At 75.2% G+C, this 20,328-nt stretch carries 21 protein-coding genes; 7 read left to right on the plus strand and 14 right to left on the minus strand.

Annotated elements, in window-relative coordinates; genetic code table 11:
* Positions 1–96 precede the first annotated feature (96 nt).
* Genes LPU61_RS09725 through LPU61_RS09740 form a run of 4 tightly spaced genes read right to left on the minus strand, consistent with a single transcriptional unit; the run spans position 97 to position 3,576 of the window.
* Positions 97–2,040, minus strand: coding sequence for an NADH-quinone oxidoreductase subunit L (locus tag LPU61_RS09725; RefSeq protein ID WP_229404731.1), 1,944 nt, complete (start codon positions 2,038–2,040; stop codon positions 97–99).
* Positions 2,037–2,402 carry an NADH-quinone oxidoreductase subunit NuoK gene (gene nuoK, locus LPU61_RS09730; protein ID WP_043965438.1) on the minus strand — a complete coding sequence of 122 codons (366 nt, stop codon included), beginning with the start codon at positions 2,400–2,402 and terminating at the stop codon, positions 2,037–2,039. The genes LPU61_RS09725 and nuoK overlap by 4 nt, the downstream gene beginning before the upstream one ends.
* Entirely contained in the window at positions 2,399–2,965 is a 567-nt protein-coding gene (locus LPU61_RS09735; protein ID WP_229404732.1) for an NADH-quinone oxidoreductase subunit J, read from the minus strand. The genes nuoK and LPU61_RS09735 overlap by 4 nt, the downstream gene beginning before the upstream one ends.
* Positions 2,962–3,576 carry an NADH-quinone oxidoreductase subunit I gene (locus LPU61_RS09740; protein WP_229404733.1) on the minus strand — a complete coding sequence of 205 codons (615 nt, stop codon included), beginning with the start codon at positions 3,574–3,576 and terminating at the stop codon, positions 2,962–2,964. The genes LPU61_RS09735 and LPU61_RS09740 overlap by 4 nt, the downstream gene beginning before the upstream one ends.
* 104 nt (positions 3,577–3,680) lie before the next feature.
* Between LPU61_RS09740 and LPU61_RS09745 the strand changes: the two genes are divergently transcribed.
* A complete protein-coding gene (locus tag LPU61_RS09745; RefSeq protein ID WP_043965431.1) occupies positions 3,681–4,256 on the plus strand; it encodes a Uma2 family endonuclease in 576 nt (191 codons plus the stop codon).
* Between the two features lie 54 nt (positions 4,257–4,310).
* On the opposite strand, the gene LPU61_RS09750 is transcribed toward LPU61_RS09745, so the two are convergent.
* Positions 4,311–4,751 (minus strand): ester cyclase, encoded by a 441-nt coding sequence (locus LPU61_RS09750; protein ID WP_229404734.1) that lies wholly within the window; start codon positions 4,749–4,751, stop codon positions 4,311–4,313.
* Between the two features lie 155 nt (positions 4,752–4,906).
* Between LPU61_RS09750 and LPU61_RS09755 the strand changes: the two genes are divergently transcribed.
* Positions 4,907–5,986 (plus strand): glutathione S-transferase family protein, encoded by a 1,080-nt coding sequence (locus LPU61_RS09755; RefSeq protein ID WP_374199636.1) that lies wholly within the window; start codon positions 4,907–4,909, stop codon positions 5,984–5,986.
* A 167-nt stretch (positions 5,987–6,153) separates the two neighbouring features.
* Entirely contained in the window at positions 6,154–7,416 is a 1,263-nt protein-coding gene (locus LPU61_RS09760) for a S8 family peptidase (protein ID WP_199486094.1), read from the plus strand.
* A gap of 84 nt (positions 7,417–7,500) precedes the next feature.
* On the opposite strand, the gene LPU61_RS09765 is transcribed toward LPU61_RS09760, so the two are convergent.
* Both LPU61_RS09765 and LPU61_RS09770 read right to left on the minus strand, forming a co-directional pair.
* The gene (locus LPU61_RS09765) at positions 7,501–8,463 is read right to left on the minus strand and encodes a complex I subunit 1 family protein (RefSeq protein WP_043966499.1); all 963 of its coding nucleotides are present in this window, start codon (positions 8,461–8,463) and stop codon (positions 7,501–7,503) included.
* A complete protein-coding gene (locus LPU61_RS09770) occupies positions 8,463–9,110 on the minus strand; it encodes an NADH-quinone oxidoreductase subunit C (protein WP_229404735.1) in 648 nt (215 codons plus the stop codon). Before LPU61_RS09770 ends, LPU61_RS09765 begins: the two co-directional genes overlap by 1 nt.
* 126 nt (positions 9,111–9,236) lie before the next feature.
* Here LPU61_RS09770 and LPU61_RS09775 point away from each other — a divergent pair, with 126 nt between their 5' ends.
* Entirely contained in the window at positions 9,237–10,283 is a 1,047-nt protein-coding gene (locus LPU61_RS09775; protein WP_043966497.1) for a glucose 1-dehydrogenase, read from the plus strand.
* A gap of 41 nt (positions 10,284–10,324) precedes the next feature.
* Here the strand turns inward: LPU61_RS09775 and LPU61_RS09780 are convergent, their stop codons facing one another.
* Entirely contained in the window at positions 10,325–11,641 is a 1,317-nt protein-coding gene (locus tag LPU61_RS09780; RefSeq protein ID WP_043965420.1) for a DUF2252 domain-containing protein, read from the minus strand.
* 679 nt (positions 11,642–12,320) lie between these two features.
* Here LPU61_RS09780 and LPU61_RS09785 point away from each other — a divergent pair.
* Entirely contained in the window at positions 12,321–12,566 is a 246-nt protein-coding gene (locus tag LPU61_RS09785; RefSeq protein WP_229404736.1) for a hypothetical protein, read from the plus strand.
* A 52-nt stretch (positions 12,567–12,618) separates the two neighbouring features.
* On the opposite strand, the gene LPU61_RS09790 is transcribed toward LPU61_RS09785, so the two are convergent.
* From LPU61_RS09790 to LPU61_RS09805, 4 genes are all read right to left on the minus strand, one after another.
* Positions 12,619–13,200, minus strand: a complete 582-nt coding sequence (locus LPU61_RS09790) for an NADH-quinone oxidoreductase subunit B (RefSeq protein WP_043965418.1) — start codon at positions 13,198–13,200, stop codon at positions 12,619–12,621.
* Between the two features lie 87 nt (positions 13,201–13,287).
* Positions 13,288–14,808 carry an aminotransferase class V-fold PLP-dependent enzyme gene (locus LPU61_RS09795; RefSeq protein WP_229404737.1) on the minus strand — a complete coding sequence of 507 codons (1,521 nt, stop codon included), beginning with the start codon at positions 14,806–14,808 and terminating at the stop codon, positions 13,288–13,290.
* Positions 14,805–16,220 carry an MFS transporter gene (locus LPU61_RS09800; protein WP_043965414.1) on the minus strand — a complete coding sequence of 472 codons (1,416 nt, stop codon included), beginning with the start codon at positions 16,218–16,220 and terminating at the stop codon, positions 14,805–14,807. Before LPU61_RS09800 ends, LPU61_RS09795 begins: the two co-directional genes overlap by 4 nt.
* Before the next feature lie 32 nt (positions 16,221–16,252).
* Positions 16,253–16,567 (minus strand): MGMT family protein, encoded by a 315-nt coding sequence (locus LPU61_RS09805; RefSeq protein ID WP_229404738.1) that lies wholly within the window; start codon positions 16,565–16,567, stop codon positions 16,253–16,255.
* A gap of 13 nt (positions 16,568–16,580) precedes the next feature.
* On the opposite strand from LPU61_RS09805, the gene proB reads away from it, so the two are divergent.
* Both proB and LPU61_RS09815 read left to right on the plus strand, forming a co-directional pair.
* Positions 16,581–17,738: a glutamate 5-kinase gene (gene proB / locus LPU61_RS09810; RefSeq protein WP_043965410.1), complete on the plus strand. Its 1,158-nt coding sequence runs from the start codon at positions 16,581–16,583 to the stop codon at positions 17,736–17,738.
* A gap of 69 nt (positions 17,739–17,807) precedes the next feature.
* Entirely contained in the window at positions 17,808–19,052 is a 1,245-nt protein-coding gene (locus tag LPU61_RS09815) for a glutamate-5-semialdehyde dehydrogenase (protein WP_229404739.1), read from the plus strand.
* A gap of 80 nt (positions 19,053–19,132) precedes the next feature.
* Here the strand turns inward: LPU61_RS09815 and LPU61_RS09820 are convergent, their stop codons facing one another.
* Together LPU61_RS09820 and LPU61_RS09825 are read right to left on the minus strand one after the other, a co-directional pair.
* The gene (locus tag LPU61_RS09820) at positions 19,133–19,381 is read right to left on the minus strand and encodes a hypothetical protein (RefSeq protein WP_043965407.1); all 249 of its coding nucleotides are present in this window, start codon (positions 19,379–19,381) and stop codon (positions 19,133–19,135) included.
* A gap of 61 nt (positions 19,382–19,442) precedes the next feature.
* Positions 19,443–20,324 (minus strand): prenyltransferase/squalene oxidase repeat-containing protein, encoded by an 882-nt coding sequence (locus LPU61_RS09825; protein WP_052503867.1) that lies wholly within the window; start codon positions 20,322–20,324, stop codon positions 19,443–19,445.
* Positions 20,325–20,328: the final 4 nt, after the last annotated feature.

Raw genomic sequence — 20,328 nt, forward strand, 5'->3', positions numbered from 1 at the left:
CCACGCGACGCACCTCGATCGCCGCCACGCGACGCACCTCGATCGCCGCCACGCGACGCACCTCGATCGCCGCCACGCGACGCTCCTCGATCGCCCTCACGCGATGCCCCCGATCAGCACGGCGGCCAGGCCGATCAGTAGCGCCCCGGCCAGCACCCCGGCCGCCGCCCGGGGCAGCGCGGCCCGGTGCAGCCCGGCCAGCGCCCCGCCGAGGCCGGTCGCGCCCCGGCCGGTGCCCTCCACCGCGCCGTCGACCACCCGCTCGTCGGCGGCGCGGGCGAACCGGGCGAGGGCGGTCACCGGGCGTACGACGAGGGCGTGCTGCACGTCGTCGAGCCGGAAGCCCGCCGCGAACACCGGCCCCAGCGGGCCGAGGGCGCGGGCCGGGTCGGCGGCACGGTCCCGCCGCCAGCCGGCCCAGGCGAGGGCGGCCCCGGCGGCGAGCAGCGCCAGCGGCAGCAGCAGCGCCGGGCCGACGTGGGTCCACTCCCCCTCGGCTGCGCCGAGCCGGCCGGTGAACGCCGGCCAGAACGCGGCGAGCCCGAGCAGCGCGGCCGGCACCGCGAGCAGCAGCATCGGCACCCGCATCACGGCCGGCGGGTCGTGCGGGTGCAGCGCGATCGGCCGGTCGTGCGGGGGCAGCGGCGGCCGGGCCGCGCCGAGGAACGCGCGCAGCAGCAGCCGGGTGGCGTACCAGGCGGTGACGGCGACGCCGGCCAACCCGGCGAGCCACACCAGCCAGCCCACCCAGGCGGGGGCCAGGCCGGCGGAGTCCAACGCGGCGGCCTCGGCGGCGGCGAGCACGCCGTCCTTGCTCCAGAAGCCGGCCAGCGGGGGGACGCCGGCCAGCGCGCCGAGGCCCACCGCCGTGCACCAGAACGTCACCGGCATCGTCGAGCGCAGCCCGCCCATGCGGGACAGCAGCGGGGTGCCGAGGGCGTGGATCACCGCGCCGGCGGCGAGGAACAGCAGCGCCTTGAACGCGGCGTGGGTGAGCAGGTGGAACAGCGCGGCGGCGGGCGCGCCGACGGCCAGCGCGCCCGTCATGTAGCCGAGCTGGGACACCGTCGACCAGGCCAGCACCCGCTTCAGGTCGTCCTGGGCGGTCGCGGCGAGCGCGCCGAGCAGCAGGGTCACCGAGGCCAGCACCCCGAGCACGGCCAGCGCCGCCGGGGCCCGCTCGAACAGCGGGAAGAGGCGGGTGACCGCGTACACCCCGGCGGCGACCATGGTGGCGGCGTGGATCAGGGCGGAGACCGGGGTCGGGCCGGCCATCGCGTCGGGCAGCCAGGTGTGCAGCGGGAACTGGGCGCTCTTGCCGGCCACCCCGGCGAGCAGCAGCAGGCAGGCGGCGGTGAGCGTGCCGGCGGAGTGGTCGTGGGCGAGCACGTCGGCGATGCGGAAGCTACCCGCCGAGACGCCGAGCAGGGCGATGCCGAGCAGGAAGCCGACGTCACCCACGCGGGTGACCAGGAACGCCTTCATCGCGGCGGCCGGCGCGCCGGGCAGCCGGCGGTCGTGGGCGATGAGCAGGTAGGAGCAGAGGCCCATCACCTCCCAGCCGACCAGCAGCATGACCAGGTCACCGGCGACGACCACCAGCAGCATCGCGGCGGTGAAGAGGCTGATCTGCGCCGCGTACGGCGGGTAGCGGTGGTCGACGTCGACGCCGGCCTCGTCGTGCGGGCCCGCCCGCAGGTAGCCCACCGAGTAGACCTGCACGGCCAGGGCCACCGCCGCCACCGCGACGGCGACCAGGGCCGCCGCGCCGTCGAGCCGGACGCCGAGGGTCACCCGCAGGCCGCCCAGGTCGACCCAGCTGGTCGACGTCTCCACGGGCGCGCCGACCCGGGCCAGCAGCGCGACCGCGACCAGCAGCGCCCCGGCCGCGCCGGCCACGCCGAGCCCGACGGCCACCCGGCGGGCCGGATCCGCCCCGGCCCGCGCGCCCCCGCCGCGCGACACGGGCGGCAGCAGCAACCCCACCAGACCCGCCACCAGGGGTACGGCCGGCAGCAGCGCCCCGAGCAGGCCGGTCACGGGGTCACCTCGCCGGTGGTCGTGCTGACCGTCGCCTGGGCCAGCCCCTCGGTCGGCGGCTCCGTCAGCGGCACCTCGTCGACGGCGACGCTCGCCCGCAGCCGGTAGAGCTGAAGCACGATGGCCAGCCCCACGCCGATCTCGGCGGCGGCCAGCACGATCACGAACAACGCGAACACCTGACCCGCGTGCGGCAGCGCCGCCCGGACCGTCGCGTCGGCGGTGACCAGGATCAAATTGACGGCGTTGAGCATCAGCTCCACCGCCATCAGCACGAGCACCGCGTTGCGGCGGCGCAGCACGCCGTAGACGCCGAGGCCGAACAGGAGGGCGGCGGTGACGTACGGGACGACGGGCCTCACGGGCGGCCTCCCGCCGCGCCCGGCCCCTGGTTGTCCGCCCTTGCGGGGCCCCGGCCCTCGGCCGGGCGGCGGCCGATGTCGGGGCGGGACAGCACGACCGCGCCGACCAGGGCGGACAGCAGCAGCACCGACAGCACCTCGAACGGCAGCACCCAGGTGCGGAACACCTGCTCGCCGAGCCGCTCGGCGGTGCCCGGCGTGGGCAGGTCCACCCGGGTCCAGCGGTAGGCGTCGACCAGCAGGGCGGCCAGCCCGAGGCCGGCGCCGCCGCCGATCAGGGCCGCCGGCCAGCCCGGCCGGTCCAGGTCGTCGGACGCGCCGATCGGGGCGCGGGTCAGCATCACCGCGAACAGCAGCAGCACCACCACGGCACCCACGTAGATCAGCACCTGCACCCAGGCCACCAGCTCGGCGGCGAGCACCAGGTAGACGCCGGCCAGCGCGCCCAGGCAGACCACCAGGTAGAGGCCGGCGCGGACCAGGTGGCGGGTCGTCACCACCAGCGCCCCCGCGCCGACCGCCACCGCGCCGAGGGCCAGCAGCAGCACGTCCGCACCGGTCACGGGGCGGCACCCGGGTCGGTGGGGGTGCCATCCGCCGGGGCGGCGGGGCGTACCCGGGAGGGGGTCGGCCGGGCGGCGGACCCGGCGGGGGCGGCGGCCTTGCGCGCGGCGGTGGTCTCCTCCTTCGCCGGCTCGCCGTTGCGGTCGTGCGCGGGCGGCGGCGGGACGGTGGCCATCCACTCGCCGAGGTGGTCCTTGTCGTGCAGCAGGTCGCGGATGTCGTACTCGGCGTACTCGAACTCGGGCGACCAGTAGAGCGCGTCGAAGGGGCAGACCTCGACGCAGATGCCGCAGTACATGCAGAGCGAGAAGTCGATGTCGAACCGGTCGAGCACGTTGCGCTGGCGGGGGCGGGCGGCGCCGGGCACCGCCACCTCCTCCTTGTGCGAGTCGATGTAGATGCACCAGTCGGGGCACTCGCGGGCGCAGAGCATGCAGACGGTGCAGTTCTCGGCCAGCAGCGCGATCACGCCCCGCGAGCGGGGCGGCAGCTCGGGGGCGACGTCCGGATATTGCTGGGTGGTCGAGCGGCGGGTCATCGTGCGCAGCGTGACCGCCAGCCCCTTCGCCAGCCCCTCGCCGGGCACGCCCCGCCCACTCGTCTCGCCCATGCCGCCCATCCTGCCCTGTGCCCCCGGCGCGCGCGACCACCACCCGGCCCTTCGCGCGGTACGGTGACGGCGGGGAGAACGACACGCCGGGAAGGACCTGTCCCATGACCGCCGCGTTGCAGAGCGACCTCCCGCCCGAGGGCGGGTGGACGACCGACGACCTCGACGGGCTGCCCGAGGACGGTCGCCGCCGCGAACTGCTCGACGGAGTGTTGCTCGTGTCCCCCTCCCCCACCCGCATCCACCAGACCATCGCCATGCGGCTCGGCGTCGCGCTCGAAGAGCAGTGCCCCGACGAATACGACGTGACCCAGGGCGTCGAGGTGCGGATCAACCGGACCCGCTCCTTCGTCCCGGACGTGCTGGTCACCACGGCGGAGGCCGCCCGGCGCTCGCCGTCGCGGTACGCGCCGCACGAGGTGGTGCTGGCCGTCGAGGTCGTCTCCCCGAGCACCCGCTCGATCGACCGGGTGCTCAAGCCGGCCCTCTACGCGCAGGCCGGCATCCCGTTCTACTGGCGGATCGAGACCGGCGACGGCGAGCTGGTCGTCCACACCCACCGGATCGACCCGGTCGACGAGGTCTACACGGAGACCGGCCGCTGGACGAAGTTCGTCGACACCGGCGAGCCGTTCCCGGTGAACCTGTCGATCGCCCGGATCACGCCCCGGCACCTGTGAGCGGTCCCGCCCGACGGGGCGGCGGCGTGCCGAGTCGGTGACCCGGCGGCGGGGTCAGGGGCCGGTGAGCGGCGGGAGCATCTCGACGCCGAGCTGCTGGAGGAGCTGGAACAGCTCGGTGGCGTGCCACACGTCGACGATCCGCCCCGCCGGGTCGAAGCGCAGGAACGTCGCCCCCGAGAAGCTCGCCACCCGCCCGGTGGGCGGCACCGGCCCGAACGGGCCGGCCTGGGTGCCGGCGGCCCGCCAGCGCACCGCCACCCGGTCGGCGGCGGCCACCACGTCGACGAGCTTGTAGCGCAGGTCGGGGAAGGCCGCCCGCCGCTCCCGGTGCCAGGCCAGGACCGCCTCCGGGCCCGTCCCGCCCAGCCCGGGGCAGCCCGCCGCCACCAGCTCGTACGCGGACTCCTCGCGCCCGGCGTTCCACACGTCGGCGACGAAGCGCCGGGCTGCCGCCTCCACGTCGTGCACCGCCGCCTCCTCCCTGTCGCTCACCGGGGCAGCCTAGCCAGCCGGCCCTCCCGTACGACGCGGGGTGCGGCGCTCTCGGCGGGCCCGGAGCGTGGCGATCGGGGCTCGGCGGGCCCCGGGGCGGCGGATCGGTCAAGATGGGACGGACGGAGACGGCGAGGCGGACAGCAGGGGGCGACGTGGGCGACGAGGCGGGCGCGACGACCGGCGGCAAGGGCTCGGAATCCGGCGCGAGCGGTGCGGAGCCCGGCGGGAAGTACGTCGAGCCCGGTGGGGAGTTCACCCGGGACCAGCGGTACATCGCCACCCGGATCACCGCCGACGGGCGGGACGGCTGGCCGGTGGAGCCGGGTCGCTACCGGCTGGCGGTCAGCCGCGCCTGCCCCTGGGCCAACCGGCTGATCATCGTGCGCCGGCTGCTCGGCCTGGAGGACGCCATCTCGATGGCGGTGGCCGGGCCGACCCACGACGCCCGGAGCTGGACGTTCGACCTCGACCCGGGCGGGCGGGACCCGGTGCTCGGCATCGAGCGCCTCCAGGAGGCGTACTTCAGGCGGTTCCCCGGCTACGAGCGGGGGATCACCGTGCCGGCGATGGTGGACGTGCCGACGGGGCAGGTGGTCACCAACGACTACGCCCGGATGAGCCTGGACCTGTCGACGGAGTGGACGGCGTACCACCGGCAGGGCGCGCCCGAGCTGTACCCGGCCGGGCTGCGCGACGAGATCGACGAGGTCAACGCCGTGGTCTTCGCCGACGTCAACAACGGCGTGTACCGGTGCGGGTTCGCCGGCAGCCAGAAGGCGTACGAGTCGGCGTACCGGCGGCTGTTCGACCGGCTGGACTGGTTGACCGAGCGGCTGTCCGGGCAGCGGTACCTGGTCGGCGACACGATCACCGAGGCCGACGTGCGGCTGTTCACGACGCTGGTCCGCTTCGACCCGGTCTACCACGGTCACTTCAAGTGCAACCGGAGCAAGCTGTCGGAGATGCCGGTGCTGTGGGCGTACGCCCGGGACCTGTTCACCACCCCCGGGTTCGGCGACACGATCGACTTCGACCACATCAAGCGGCACTACTACGAGGTGCACCGGGACATCAACCCGACCGGAGTCGTCCCGCTCGGCCCGGACCTGGCGAACTGGCTCACCCCGCACGGCCGGGAGGCCCTCGGTGGCCGGCCCTTCGGCGACGGCACCCCGCCGCCGCCCCCGCCGCCCGCCGAGCGGGTCGACCCGGCCCACACCCCGCTGGGCTGAACGGGGGGTTGTCCGGGGCCCGCGCGCCCCGAAGGGCACCTCGAATTAATCGATAATCTTCACTGGTTAACACTCGCTTCAATTCAGACTGATCGACTTGAGTGGCCTGCGCCGCCGGCCTTTCGCCGGTGTTCGGCGCAGGCTGTCCACAGTTGAGGAGATCAGCCTTGCGGAAGCCAGGTCGCAGAACGGTACGCCTCGGCGTGCTGGCCGGCATGCTCACCGGAGCGCTCGTCACCACCCTCGCCGTACCCGCGTCGGCCGCTCCCGGCGCGGTGGAGCCCGGCCGTCCCGCGCCCGCCCCGCTGCGCCCGGGCGGGCCGGAGGCCGCGCCGGACCGGTACATCGTGGTGCTCGCCGATCCGCCCGCCGGCACCGACCGCGCCACGCGCACCGCCCGCACGAGCCGGGCCGCCGCCGTCGCCGAGCGCGCCGGCGGCACCGTGCTCAACCGCTACACCCGGGTCCTCGACGGGTACGCCGCCCAGCTCACCCCGGCCGCCCTCGCCGCCGTGCGGGCCGACCCCGCCGTCGCGTACGTCGAGCGGGACAGCCGCATCCACGGCGGCGGCACCGACGACTTCTCGGCGTCTGCCGTGCAGTCGAACCCGCCGTCGTGGGGGCTGGACCGCATCGACCAGCACTACCTGCCGCTGAACAACAGCTTCGGCTACACGTCGACCGGTTCCGGCGTCACCGTCTACGTGGTCGACTCGGGCATCCGGGCCACCCACGTCGACTTCGGCGGCCGGGCCAGCGGCGTCTACGACGCGGTCGGCGACGGCAACGGCACCAACGACTGCCACGGCCACGGCACGCACGTCGCCGGCACCGTCGGCGGCGCGACGTACGGGGTCGCCAAGGCCGTCACCATCAAGGCCGTACGCGTCCTGCAGTGCGACAACTCCGGCTGGACGACGGACCTGATCGAGGGCATGGACTGGATCGCCGCCAACCACGACCCGGTGTCGGTGGCGAACTTCAGCCTCCAGGGGTACGGCACCACCCCCAACACCGCCGCCGAGAACCTGATCGACTCGGGCGTGCACACCGTCTTCATCGCCAACAACTTCAACACCGACGCCTGCACCAACGGCCCCCGGTCGTCCCGGGGCGTCACCGTCGCCGCGACCGACGTCACGGACACCCGGGCCTCGTTCTCCAGCTACGGCACCTGCGTGGACGTCTTCGCCCCCGGCGTCAACATCACCTCCGCCGGCATCGCCTCGAACACGGCCGTCGCCTCCGGCTGGTCGGGCACCTCGATGGCGGCGCCGCACGTCACGGGGTGGATGGCGCGCTACCGGCAGCAGTTCCCGACGGCCACGCTCGCGCAGGCCAAGAGCGCGCTGATCGCCGCCGCCACCACCGGCGTGGTGATCAACCCGGGCCCCGGCTCGCCGAACCGCCTGCTCTACGCCGCCCCGTAACCGCCGGGCTCGGCTACTCGGAGTGTCAGGAAGGGCCCCCTGTACAACAGAAAGCGTTAACAGGGGGTCCTTCCTTGCACCCACCTACAGGGCGACGCGGACGGCGGCCGTGAGGACGAGCTGGGCGAGGGAGGCCGGCACCAGCACCAGCCAGCACAGCCGCTGGAGCTGGTCCTCGCGCAGCCGGGGGTACGACACCCGCAGCCAGATGATCACGAACGAGACGGCGAAGACCTTCAGCAGCGTCCACAGCCAGCCGAGCTGCGCGTCGGCGAACGGGCCCTGCCAGCCGCCGAGGAAGAGCACGGTGGTCAGCGCGGCGATCACCACGATGCCGACGTACTCGGCGAGCAGGAAGAACGCGAAGCGCAGTCCCGTGTACTCCGTCATGTAGCCGAAGACCAGCTCCGAGTCGGCGACCGGCATGTCGAACGGGGGCCGGCGGATCTCGGCCAGCCCCGCGACGAAGAAAACGATCATCGCGGGGGCCTGCCAGAGCAGCCACCAGGGCCGCCACGCCTCGACGATGCCGGGCAGGCTCAGCGTGCCGGCCGCCATCGCCACCGACGCGGCGGCCAGCACCAGCGGCAGCTCGTAGCCGAGCAGCTGGGCGGCCCCGCGCAGCCCGCCGAGCAGGCTGTACTTGTTGGCCGACGCCCACGCCGACATCAGCACCGCCACGACGCCCACCCCGACCACGGCCAGGACGAAGAACAGGCCGATGTCCAGCGGCTGGCCCACCAGGTCGCCGGGCCCGAGCGGGATCACCAGCAGGGCGAGCAGGTAGGGCACCAGGGCCACCACCGGGGCCAGCCGGAACACCGCCCGGTCCGCCTCGCGGGGGGTCACGTCCTCCTTCTGCACGAACTTGACCCCGTCGGCGACGAGCTGCGCCCAGCCGTGGAAGCCGCCCGCGTACATCGGGCCGAGCCGGCCCTGCATGTGCGCCATCACCTTGTGCTCGGCCTGCCCGACGACGAGCGGCAGGGTGAGGAAGGCGACCAGCACGCCGACCACCCGCAGCACGGCCTCCAACCAGTCGGGCATCAGGCCGCGCCCCCGTCGCCCGCGACACCCTCGCCCCGCGTCGCGCCGGCGGGCGGCCCGGCGGCCGGCGGCGACGCCGGCCCCCACTCGCCCGGGGCCGGCACCCCCGGCGGGCGCACCGCCCGGCGGCCACCGGCCGCGGTCGACTCGCCCGGCTCCTTCGCGCCCGGCCACGGCTTGGCCACCCGGGAGGCGAGCACGAACTCCTTGCGCAACGGGTGCCCCTCGAACTCGGGCGGCAGCAGCAGCGGGCGCAGCTCGCCGTGCCCGGGGAAGTCCACGCCGAACATCTCGAACGTCTCCCGCTCGTGCCAGGCCGCGCCCGGGTAGAGGTCGACGACCGAGTCCACCCGGGGCGCGTCCCACGGCACCCGGGTGCGCAGCAGCAGGCCGTGCCGACGCCCCGTCGACCACAGGTGGGCGACCACCTCGCAGCCGTCGGCGAGCTGGTCGACGGCCGAGAGCCAGTCGAAGAAGTCGCAGCCCAGGTCGGCGTCGTCGCGGGCCGCGCGCAGCGCGTCCCGCCAGCTCGCCGGGGGTACGTCGACGGTGGCCCGCGCGTACGCCTGGCCGCCGGACACCGACGCGGTGGCCTCGACGGGCGCGAGCAGCGCGACCAGCCGCTGGCCGACCTCTTCGGGAGTCATGCCGCTGATCCTATGACCGACGCCGGTCCGCCGGGGCGGGCCGGATGCCGGTTCTGCCGGGCGGGCGGCGGGCCGGATGACGGATTCGCCGAGCGGCGGCGCGCCCGGCGGGGAAGGATGGGGGTCGTGCGCGCCGTGACCGTCAACCCCGGAGTCCGCGACTCGCTGCGGCTGGTGGACGACTACCCGGAGCCGCACGCCGAGGAGGGGGCGATCCTCGTCGAGGCGCTGGCCGTGGGAATCTGCGGCACCGACCACGAGATCGTCGAGGGCACCTTCGGCGAGGCCCCGCCCGGCGCGTCGGCCCTGGTGCTCGGGCACGAGTCGCTGGGCCGGGTGCTGGAGGACCCGAGCGGCACCCTGCACCCCGGTGACCTGGTGGTCGGCATCGTCCGGCACCCGGACCCGGTGCCCTGCGCCAACTGCGCGGTCGGCGAGTGGGACATGTGCCGCAACGGCGAGTACACGGAGCACGGCATCAAGGGGCTGCCCGGCTTCGCCCGGGACAGGTGGCGGGTGCAGCCGCGCTTCGCCGTCGGGCTGGACCCCGCCCTCGCCCCGGTGGGGATGCTGCTGGAGCCGACCAGCGTGGTGGCGAAGGCGTGGGACCACATCGAGCGCATCGGGGCCCGCGCCGAGTGGCAGCCACAGACCGCGCTCGTCACCGGGGCCGGGCCGATCGGCCTGCTGGCGGCGCTGCTGGCCACCCAGCGCGGGTTCGCCGTGCACGTGCTGGACCGCGCCGAGACCGGGCCGAAACCGGACCTGGTCCGGGCGCTCGGCGCGACGTACCACACGGGGTCGGTCGGGCAGCTCGACCTGGTGCCGGACGTGGTGGTGGAGTGCACCGGCGCGCCGTCGGTCGTGCTCGACGCGATGTGCAAGGCCGGGCCGACCGGCATCGTCTGCCTCACCGGCGTGTCCAGTGGCGGCCGGACCCTCGACTTCGACGCCGGGGCCCTCAACCGGGAGCTGGTGCTGGAGAACAACGTGGTGTTCGGCTCGGTCAACGCCAACCGGCGGCACTGGGACCTCGCCGCCGCGGCGCTGGCCCGCGCCGACCAGTCCTGGCTGAACGCGCTGATCACCCGCCGGGTGCCGGTGGCGGCGTACGCGGAGGCGTACACCCCCACCGGCGACGACATCAAGGTGGTGCTGGACTTCACCGCCTGAGCGGCCCGCCCTGGCCCGCCCCGGGTCCGCCCCGGGTCCGCTCAGATGCCGGGGAGCCGGCCGTTGCGGAACAGGTCGACGAAGAGCTGGTGGTCCTCGCGGGCCCGCAGCCCGTACGCGTGGGCGAACTCCACCAGGCCCGCGACGAACCCGTCGGGGTCCGTGTCGACCGCCGCGACGATCGCCTCCTCGGTGGAGTAGTCGACCAGGTCGTGGCTGGACTCGTCGTCGGCGACCGAGTGCATCCGGGCCACCGCCCGGCCCAGGTCGGCCAGCACCCCGGCCAGCTCCTCCGGCTCGTTGACGTCCGACCAGTCCAGGTCGGCGGCGTACGGGGAGACCTCGGCGACGAGCTGGCCCGCCCCGTCCAGCTCGGTGAAGCCCAGCCACGGGTCGGCGTGGGCCTGCAGCGCCCGCTGCGACTCCGCCGTCCGGTGCCCCTGGTGCCGGAAGTACGACCGCACCCGCTCGTCGTCGATGTGCCGGGCGACCGCCGGCACCTGGGCCTGCTTCATGTAGATGACGACGTCGTTCTCCAGCGCCTCGGTGTGCCCCTCCAGCAGCAGGTTGTACGACGGCAGCCCGGCCGAGCCGATGCCCACCCCCTTGCGCAGGACGACGTCCTTGATGTGCGCGGAGACCGGGCGCAGGTTCGCCGAGGACTCCGGCAGCGTGCCGAGGTACTCGGCGAACGCGGCGCAGACCTTCTCCCGGGTGTCGCCGTCGATCTCGAACACCCCGTCGCCGAGGGAGAACCGGCGCTCGTAGTTGTCGACGGTGGTCTGCGCGGCGAGCAGCTCCACCCGGGTGTTGAGCCGGGCCTGCTGGAGCACCCGGCGCAGCACGCCGTCGGCGTTGTCGAGGGTGATCGAGCCGATCGCGTCGTCCCCGCCGGCGGCGATGGCCCGCAGCTCCGTCAGGTACGACCGGGCGAAGCCGGCGACCAGGTCACCGATCGCGCGGTCGGAGAGCGCCTTGGCGTACCCGAGCAGGGCGACGCTGGCGGCGAGGCGGCGCAGATCCCAGGTGAACGGCCCGACGTACGCCTCGTCGAAGTCGTTGACGTTGAACACGAGCCGCCCGGAGGCGTTCATGTAGGTGCCGAAGTTCTCCGCGTGCAGGTCCCCGTGGATCCACACCCGGCTGGTGCGCTCGTCGAGGAACGCGTCGTCGGCGAAGTCGCCGCGCTGGTCGGCGTAGAAGAGCGAGGCGCTGCCCCGGTAGAAGGCGAACGGCGAGGCGGCCATCTTGCGGAACTTGCGGCGGAACGCCGCCGGGTCGAGCGCCATCGACGCGCCGAACTCCTCGGTCAGCACGTCGACGATGAAAGCGGAACGCTTGTCCGCAGACTGGTTCATGGCCGCAGGCTAATCCCAGCCCGCCACCGTCCCACCTACCCCTGGGCCGCGCCAGCCGGTGAGGTCCAGCACGGCGGCCCGGTGCGAACCGATTGGGCAGGGGTTGCCGGCCGCGAAGAGCTGCGGGACCTGACTCTGCGTCACGTCTCCCCGGCCGCGAAGGACACCTGCGTTCCCCTTTGCTCTGCACCCACCCACGCAACACGCCACGGAGCTGGCCGCCTGCAAGATCGCGGACCGCCGGCGGGTGCGGCAACCGGTTGCACTGCGTGGCCGTTGCGTATGCGGGTGCAGAGCAAAGGGGTGGGGTGAGGCTTGTGCCGCAGGCGCGGGGGTCACGTTCTGTCGCGCCTCCGGCCGATGGGTGCGGGTGCCGTCCGCGGGATGTGGCCGCTCGACGCTGAGACCGCGCCGACCGGGGTGGACCGCCGGCCGCCTCCCGGAGCTGCCGCCGGACGGGACCCGGACGCGGGGTGGCGGGCCGGCCGAGGGTCGATGATGATGACGCGGCCACGGTACGGGGGTACGTGGCGACGCGGGAAGGTCACGCGCGGCGGCGACGCCGTGGCGCGGCGACACCCGGGACGGACCACTCCCGACATCGCCGGGGCCGTCCCGGTGGTGCCGCTTCGTCGCCCGGCGCATTGCGCCGGACGCGCCCCACGGAGGACCCGCACCGATGATCGAACGCACGGCGGGCCTGCTCGCCATCGCCCTGCTCGGCTGCACGGCCGCGCTGGCACCGGCCGGAGCGGCGATGGCCCGCACCGCCGAACCCGCATCGGCCCGCCCGACCGGGACCGCCACCGTCTCGGTGGGCCGGCTCGTCCTGGACCCGACCGAGCGCGGCTACCGGGGCAGCCTCCCGGTGACCATCACCAACCCGGGCCCGGCGGCCGACCACTTCTGGCTGGCCCCGCAGTGACCGGCTGACCCCGCCCACCACCCCCCGGGGCGCCCCTGTCGCGGAGGTGGCTTCAGGGGGTGGTGGGCCGGCGGATCGGCGGGGCCGTCAGCGAGTCCACCGGGCGGGGCGGCCGGGCGGCGGCGGGAGCGGCGTCGGCCGGGGAGGCCAGGGGGTCGGGGCGGGGGACGCCGCCGACGCCGGACTGCTCGGCGGCGATCTTCTCCTGCAGGCGCAGGATGCCGTGCAGCAGCGCCTCCGGGCGGGGCGGGCAGCCGGGCACGTACACGTCGACGGGGATGAGCTGGTCGACGCCCTTGGTCACCGAGTACGAGTCCCAGTAGGGGCCGCCGCAGTTGGAGCACGCGCCGAAGGAGATGACGTACTTCGGCTCGGGCATCTGGTCGTAGAGCCGCTTGATCGCCGGGGCCATCTTGTCGGTGACCGTGCCCGAGACCACCATCAGGTCGGCCTGGCGCGGGCCGTGGGCGAACGGGATCACCCCGAGCCGGATGAAGTCGTGCCGGCCCATGCTGGTGGCGATGAACTCGATCGCGCAGCAGGCGAGGCCGAAGTTGAACACCCACAGCGAGTAGCGGCGGCCCCAGTTCAGCACGAACCGGATCGGCTCCCCGAGCACTGCCGGCAGCTGCACGACCGCCTCCTCTCTCTCCCGCGCCAGTCAACCACAGCCGCCGCCCGCCCCGAACGGGACAGCTCGGGGCGGCGGCTCAGGGGCAGCTCAGTAGGTGGGGCGTTGCAGCAGGCCGACGAACTCGACCAGCAGCCGCTCCCGCAGGGCCGGCGGGGCGGCGTCGAGCAGGGCGTTGACGGTGGCGTCCGGCGCGAAGCCGCCACCGGCCGCCGCGCCGCCGGGGCCGGCTCCCACCCCGCCGAGGCCGAGGGCGGCGGCCAGGCCGGCGACCAGTTCTGGGGTGAGCGCGTCCGGGGTCAGCGTCGCCGCGAGCGCGGTCAGCTCGGCGGGCAGCTTCACCGGGCCGGCGGCGCGGGCCGCCGCCGCCGCGTCGGCCAGGTCAGGGCCGAACTCCGCCACCCGGGGGGCCACCGCGGCGGTCACGGTGAGGTGCACGCTGGCCGGCAGGTCGGCGTACGAGAGTTGGGGCTGGGTGTGCCAGCCGCGCGCGGTCAGCTCGTCGACCAGCACGAACAGGTCCAGCGTCGGGTCGGTGGAGGTGAAGCAGACCACCGTCGACTCGGGCTCGGCCAGCAGCCGCAGCCCGTCGGTGCCGCGTACCGCGTCGGCGAGCCCGGCCACGGCGTCGCGGGTCGCCGCCGCGAGCCGCAGGTAGCCGTCCTCGCCGAGGTGGCGCAGCGTGGCGTACGCGGCGGCGATCGGGCCGCCGGAGCGGGTGGAGGCGATCACTGGGTTGACCATCGTGTAGCCGGGCCAGTCGGCGTACGCGAAGAACTGCGGGGCGCGCAGCGCCGGGGTGCGGTGCAGCAGCACGGAGACGCCCTTCGGGGCGTACGCGTACTTGTGCAGGTCGACGGAGATCGAGGTGACCCCGGCGACGGCGAAGTCGAACGGCGGCACCGGCTCGCCGAGGCGGCGCAGCCAGGGCAGCGTCCAGCCGCCGAAGCAGGCGTCGACGTGGCAGCGCACCCCGGCCTCGGCGGCCACCGCCGCGATCTCGGCGACGGGGTCGACGACGCCGTGCGCGTACGAGGGGGCGGAGCAGGCCACCAGCACCGTGTCGGGGCCGATCGCGGCGGCCACGGCGGCGGCGGACGGCCGCAGGGTCACCGGGTCGACGGGCACCGGGTCGAGGGCGACCCGCAGGTAGTGGGCGGCCTTGGCGAACGCCGCGTGGGCGGTCACCGGCACGGCGATGCGGGGCGCGGCGACGTCGGGGCGGGCGTCGCGGGCGGCCTTCACGGCGAGGATCAGCGACTCGGTGCCGCCGCTGGTGACGCTGCCGACGACGTCGGGGGCGGTGCCGCCGGGGCCGCCGCCGAGCAGCCGGGACGCCGCCCCGACCAGCGCGTTCTCCATCGCCAGCAGCGACGGGAACGCCGTCGGGTCGAGGCCGTTGACGTGCGCGCTGCTCGCGTGGGCGGCGGCGGACAGCTCGTCCAGGCCCGGCACGGCCGGGTCGTAGACGTACGCGAAGAGCCGCCCCCCGTGGGTGGGCCGGTCCCCCGCGCGCAGCGCCCCGATGTCGCCGAGCACCCGCTCGGCCGGCAGCCCGCGCTCCGGCAGCGCCCGGCCGGTGTCCTGGCCGTTGTCCTGGTCGTCACTCATGCGGCGGTGACGTTCCTCTCGTGGTGGCCGGTCTCGTGGTGGCCGGCGGCGACGGTCAGCAGGTCGTCCCGGGTGAGCGTGTAGTGGCGCAGCAGGAGCAGGGGCGGGCCGACCAGCAGGGCCGGCAGCACGGTGAAGCCCAGCAGCACGCCGAGGCGGGCCGCGTCGGACTGGACGGCCGCCGTGCCGGTGTCGGAGGAGACGTACCCGCTGAGCTGGAGCACCAGGCCGTAGATGCCGGGGCCGAGGGCGAGGCCGAGGGTCTCCCCCGCCGTCCACAGGCCGGTGAACACGCCGGCCTGCCGGCGGCCGGTGCGCGCCGTGTCGTACGCGATGCAGTCGGGCAGCATGGCCAGCGCGAAGACCTGCTGGCCGGCGTACCCGACGCCGATGACCGCGACCACGAGGTAGACCGCGACGGCCGGCAGCACCGGCGCGGCAACCAGGCCGGCGGCCCCCGCCGTGAGCAGCGCGGACGCGGCGACCAGCGCGGACCGCTTGCCGACCCGCGCGCCGACGCGGGTCCACAGCGGCATCACCAGCAGCGCCGGCCCGACGAAGCAGGCGAAGAGCACGGTGGGGCCGGTGGTCGGGTCGCGCAGCACCTGGTCGGCGAAGTAGCTGACCCCGGCCAGGATGGTGGCGACCCCGGCGGACTGGATCACGAAGCAGACCAGCAGCGCCCGGAACGGCCGGTTGCGGGCGGCGACGGCGAGCTGGGCGCGCAGCGTCGGCTCGCTCTCGCCGACCGTGCCGGTGGGCGCGCCCCGGGTGCCGAGGAACGCGCCGAGGGTGCCGAGCACGATCAGCGCGGCGACGAACAGGCCCATCCAGCGGTGCCCGGCGACGCCGTCGCCGCCGGCGGTCACCACGGCGGGGGCCACCGCGCCGGAGACCAGGATGGCCACCGCCAGCACCGCGATCCGCCAGCTCATCAGCCGGGTACGTTCGGCGTAGTCGTCGGTCAGCTCGGCCGGCATCGCCACGTACGGGACCTGGAAGAACGCGAACGCGGTCGCCGTGGCGAGGAAGGCGAGGGCGACGTACGCCCCGGCGGCCGGGCCGGCGCCGAACGGGGCGGCGAAGATCGCGGCGAACAGCACGGCGAGGGCGAGGCCGCCGAGCAGCAGGTACGGCCGGCGGGCCCCCCAGCGCGACCTGGTCCGGTCGGAGATCCGCCCGGCGACGGGGTTGACCAGCACGTCCCACGCCTTCGGCAGGAGCACCAGCAGGGCGGCCACCCCGGCGGCGACGCCGAGGGTGTCGGTCAGGTAGGGCAGGAGCAGCAGCCCCGGCACGGTGCCGAACGCCCCGGTGACCAGGGAACCGAGCGCGTAGCCGGCGTGCACCCGGCGGGGCAGGACGTGGCCGCCGGACTTCGGTGTGCCGGGTCCGGCGGGCGGCAGCGTCATGACGCCGAATGTTACTCACGTTACGGTCGCGGTCACATCCCCTCTTCCGGCGACCAGGCCGCCGCACCCATGTCCACCCCGGTCCCGCCCAGCGGGGCGCCCTCGGCGCGCAGCCGGTCCCGCGCCTCGACCTCGTGGCCGGGCGGCAGCCGGCCCGCCGAGGTGACCACCCGGTGCCACGGCACCCCGCCCCCGTGCCGGGCCATGATCGAGCCGACCAGCCGCGCCGACGCCCGCCCCGAGCGCTCGGCCAGCGCGTCGGCGACCGCGCCGTACGACATCACCCGCCCCGGCGGGATGCGCTCGACCAGCTCCAGGACCGCCTCGACGTACTCCGCAGGTGTCACGAGCTGCCACGATATGGGAACGCCGCCGGGGCCCGCCGACCCGACCGCGCAGAATGGGCGGGTGCGTCTCGCAGTCACCTCGGCCCGGCGGGTCGTCGTCAAGATCGGCTCGTCCTCGCTGACCACCGCGTCCGGGGGCCTCGACGACGCCCGCGTCGACGCGCTCGTCGACACCCTCGCCCGGCTCGCCGCCGACGGCCGCGAGGTGGTGCTGGTCTCCTCCGGCGCGATCGCCGCCGGGCTCGCCCCGCTCGGGCTCAGCCGCCGCCCGCGCGACCTGGCCACCCAGCAGGCCGCCGCCAGCGTCGGCCAGGGCCTGCTCATCGGCCGGTACGCGGCCGGCTTCGCCCGGCACCGCCTCACCGTCGGGCAGGTGCTGCTCACCGTCGACGACGTGACCCGCCGGGCGCACTACCGCAACGCGTACCGGACGCTGCGCAAGCTGCTCGACCTGCGGGCCGTGCCGATCGTCAACGAGAACGACACCGTCGCCACCGAGGAGATCCGGTTCGGCGACAACGACCGGCTCGCCGCCCTCGTCGCCGCCCTCGTCCACGCCGAACTGCTGGTGCTGCTTTCCGACGTCGACGCCCTGTGGACCGGCGACCCGGCCCGCCCCGAGTCGACCCGGATCACCGACGTCCGCGACGAGCGGGACCTGGCCGGCGTGCAGATCGGCGGGGCGGGGCGGGCCGGCGTCGGCACCGGCGGCATGGTCACCAAGGTCGAGGCGGCCCGGATCGCCACCGGCTTCGGCATCCCCGTGGTGCTCACCGCCGCCGGACTGGCCGCCGCCGCGCTGGCCGGCGACGAGGTCGGCACCCTGTTCCACGCCGAGCGCAGACGCCCGACCGCCCGGCTGTTCTGGCTGGCCCACGCCACCACCCCGCGCGGCCGGCTGCACCTCGACGCGGGCGCGGTGGCCGCCGTGGTGGGGCGGCGCAAGTCGCTGCTGCCGGCCGGGATCACCGCCGTCGACGGGGCGTTCACCGCCGGCGACCCCGTCGACCTGGTCGACGCGGGGGGCGCGCCGGTGGCCCGGGGGCTGGTCAACTACGACGCCGTGGAGCTGCCGGGGCTGCTCGGCCGCTCCACCGGCGAGCTGGCGGCGGCGCTCGGGCCGGCGTACGAACGTGAGGTCGTCCACCGCGACGACCTGGTGCTGCTGTAAGCAGGGGCCCTCTGTCAACGCATTCTGTTGTACAGGGGTCCCTTCCCAACACCGTGAGGAGTGAGCTGGATGAGCGTCGTCGAGCAGGCCAGGCTGGCCCGGGGCGCGGCGGAGGCCCTGGCGGTCGCCACGCGTACCACCAAGGACGCCGCGCTGGTGGCGATGGCCGACGCGCTGGTCGCGCGTACCCCCGAGATCGTGACCGCGAACGCGGCGGACCTGGCGGCCGGGCGCGCGGCCGGGCTGAGCGCGGCCATCCTGGACCGGCTCGCGCTCGACGCCGCGCGGGTGGCGGGCATCGCCGACGCGCTGCGCGAGATGGCCGCGCTGCCCGACCCGGTCGGCGAGGTGGTACGCGGCTCGACCCTGCCCAACGGGCTGGAGCTGCGGCAGGTCCGGGTGCCGTTCGGGGTGGTCGGGATCATCTACGAGGCCCGCCCCAACGTCACCGTGGACGCCGCCGGGATCTGCCTGAAGTCGGGCAACGCGGCGCTGCTGCGCGGCTCCGGCTCGGCGGCGCACTCCAACGCGGCCCTGGTCGCGGTGCTGCGCGACGCGATCGCCTCGGCCGGGCTGCCGGCGGACGCCGTGCAGCTGCTCGACGCCAGCTCCCGCGACTCGGTCAAGGAGCTGATGCGGGCGCGCGGCCTGGTCGACGTGCTGATCCCGCGCGGCGGGGCGTCGCTGATCCGCACCGTCGTCGAGGAGTCGACGGTGCCGGTGATCGAGACGGGGGTGGGCAACTGCCACGTGTACGTCGACGCCGCCGCCGACCTCGCCAAGGCCGTCGCGATCACCCTGAACGCGAAGACCCAGCGCCTGTCGACCTGCAACACCGCCGAGTCGCTGCTGGTGCACGCCTCGGTCGCCGGCGCGTTCCTGCCGGCGGTGCTGGCCGCGTTCGCCGAGGCCGGGGTGACCGTGCACGGCTCGCCGGAGGTCGCCGCGTACTCGTCGGCGGTGGTGCCGGCGACCGACGAGGACTTCGCCACGGAATACCTGTCGGCCGACATCTCCGTCGCCGTCGTCGACTCGCTCGACGCGGCGGTGGCGCACATCCGCCGGTACGGCACGGGGCACACCGAGGCGATCGTCACCGACTCCCAGTCGGCGGCCCGCGAGTTCGTGGCCCGGGTCGACGCGGCGGCGGTGATGGTCAACGCCTCGACCCGGTTCACCGACGGCGGCGAGTTCGGCTTCGGCGCGGAGATCGGCATCTCGACGCAGAAGCTGCACGCCCGGGGTCCGATGGGCCTGCCGGAGCTGACCAGCACGAAGTACGTCGTGACGGGCGACGGCCACCTGCGGGGGTAGGCAGGCACGGTACGACACCGCTGGTGGCGGACCGTGCGTCGGCGATGGCCGTGGCGGGGGCGGTGCTGGCGGCGGTCGGGTCAGCGACGGCGGCCCGGCCGACGACCCGACCGGCGGGGCTTCTCGCGCTGACCGCGAGGGCGTCGCCGGCCCGGCGTCGCCTCGTCCGGCGGCAACGCGCCCTCACCCCAGAAGCGCATCGCCACCAGCGGGGCGGCGACCACCAGGAAGACCAGCAGCTGGAACCAGGCGTACTCCAGCAGCTCCACGTCCCAGGTCCGCCACACCAGGAGCAGACCGGTGGCCACCACCGCGAACACCAGGAACATCAGCGGACCGCCGCGCCGGCCGACGAACCGCCGGAAACGTCCGCTGCGGGCGGGGCGTGGGTCAGCGGCAGGCACGGATGGCCGCCAGGGTGGTGTGCACGTCGAACTGGTGGCCGTCGTCGCTCTCCCAGCCGCCGTCGCTGCGCTGGGTCTCGGCCAACCGGCGGCGGGCCGCGACCAGCGTCCAGTGCTGCTCGTCGACGCCGACCCGCCGCAGGGCGGCGGCCAGCGACGCCGCGTTGGCCGGGGAGAGCTTCGGCATCCGGTCGGCCAGCGCCACCTGGATCCGGGCCGACTCGTAGAACAGCTCCTGCCGGTGGAAGACCGCCGCGCTGAGCCAGCCGACGGCCAGGTACGACGGGAAGGTGCCGTCCGGCTGGAGCTGCCCGGCGAGGGCCTGGACGGCGGTCTGCACCACGCCGGTGTAGGCGCTGCCGGCGTACGCGCCGGCGGCCTGGTCGGGTGGTCCGGCCGGCCAGCGGGGGTCGGGTGAGTGTGCCGCGCGGCGGCCGGGCGCGGCGTGCCGCGCGTCCAGGTCGGCGACGGTGAGCCAGAAGGTGACGGTGGCGGTCAGGTACAGCCGCGCCTCGGGGTCGCCGGGCCGGGCCCACCAGGGGGCGTCGTCGGCGAGGGCGGGATCCTCCTCCCAGCCGCCGTCGGCCTGCTGCCGGGACGCCAACCAGTCCAGCGCCCGGCGGGCGGCGGGACGGCCGAGGGCACCGAGGTCGTCCAGCTCGGCGAGGCGGAAGCAGGTGGCGTCGACCGAGGCGACGTCGGCGCCCCAGACGGCGGGCCAGCCGCCGGTGGGAGTCTGCCCCACCTCGGCGCTGTCGAGCAGTTCCGGCGACGGTGCCGCGCCGGCCCGCAGCCAGGACAGCCGGGCCCGTTCCACCGCGTCACCGTGCGCCACCACGAACCCGATCGCGGCGTCCAAGTCGACCACGGCA

The organism is Micromonospora sp. NBRC 110038, assembly GCF_020884815.1.
Taxonomy (GTDB): domain Bacteria; phylum Actinomycetota; class Actinomycetes; order Mycobacteriales; family Micromonosporaceae; genus Micromonospora; species Micromonospora haikouensis.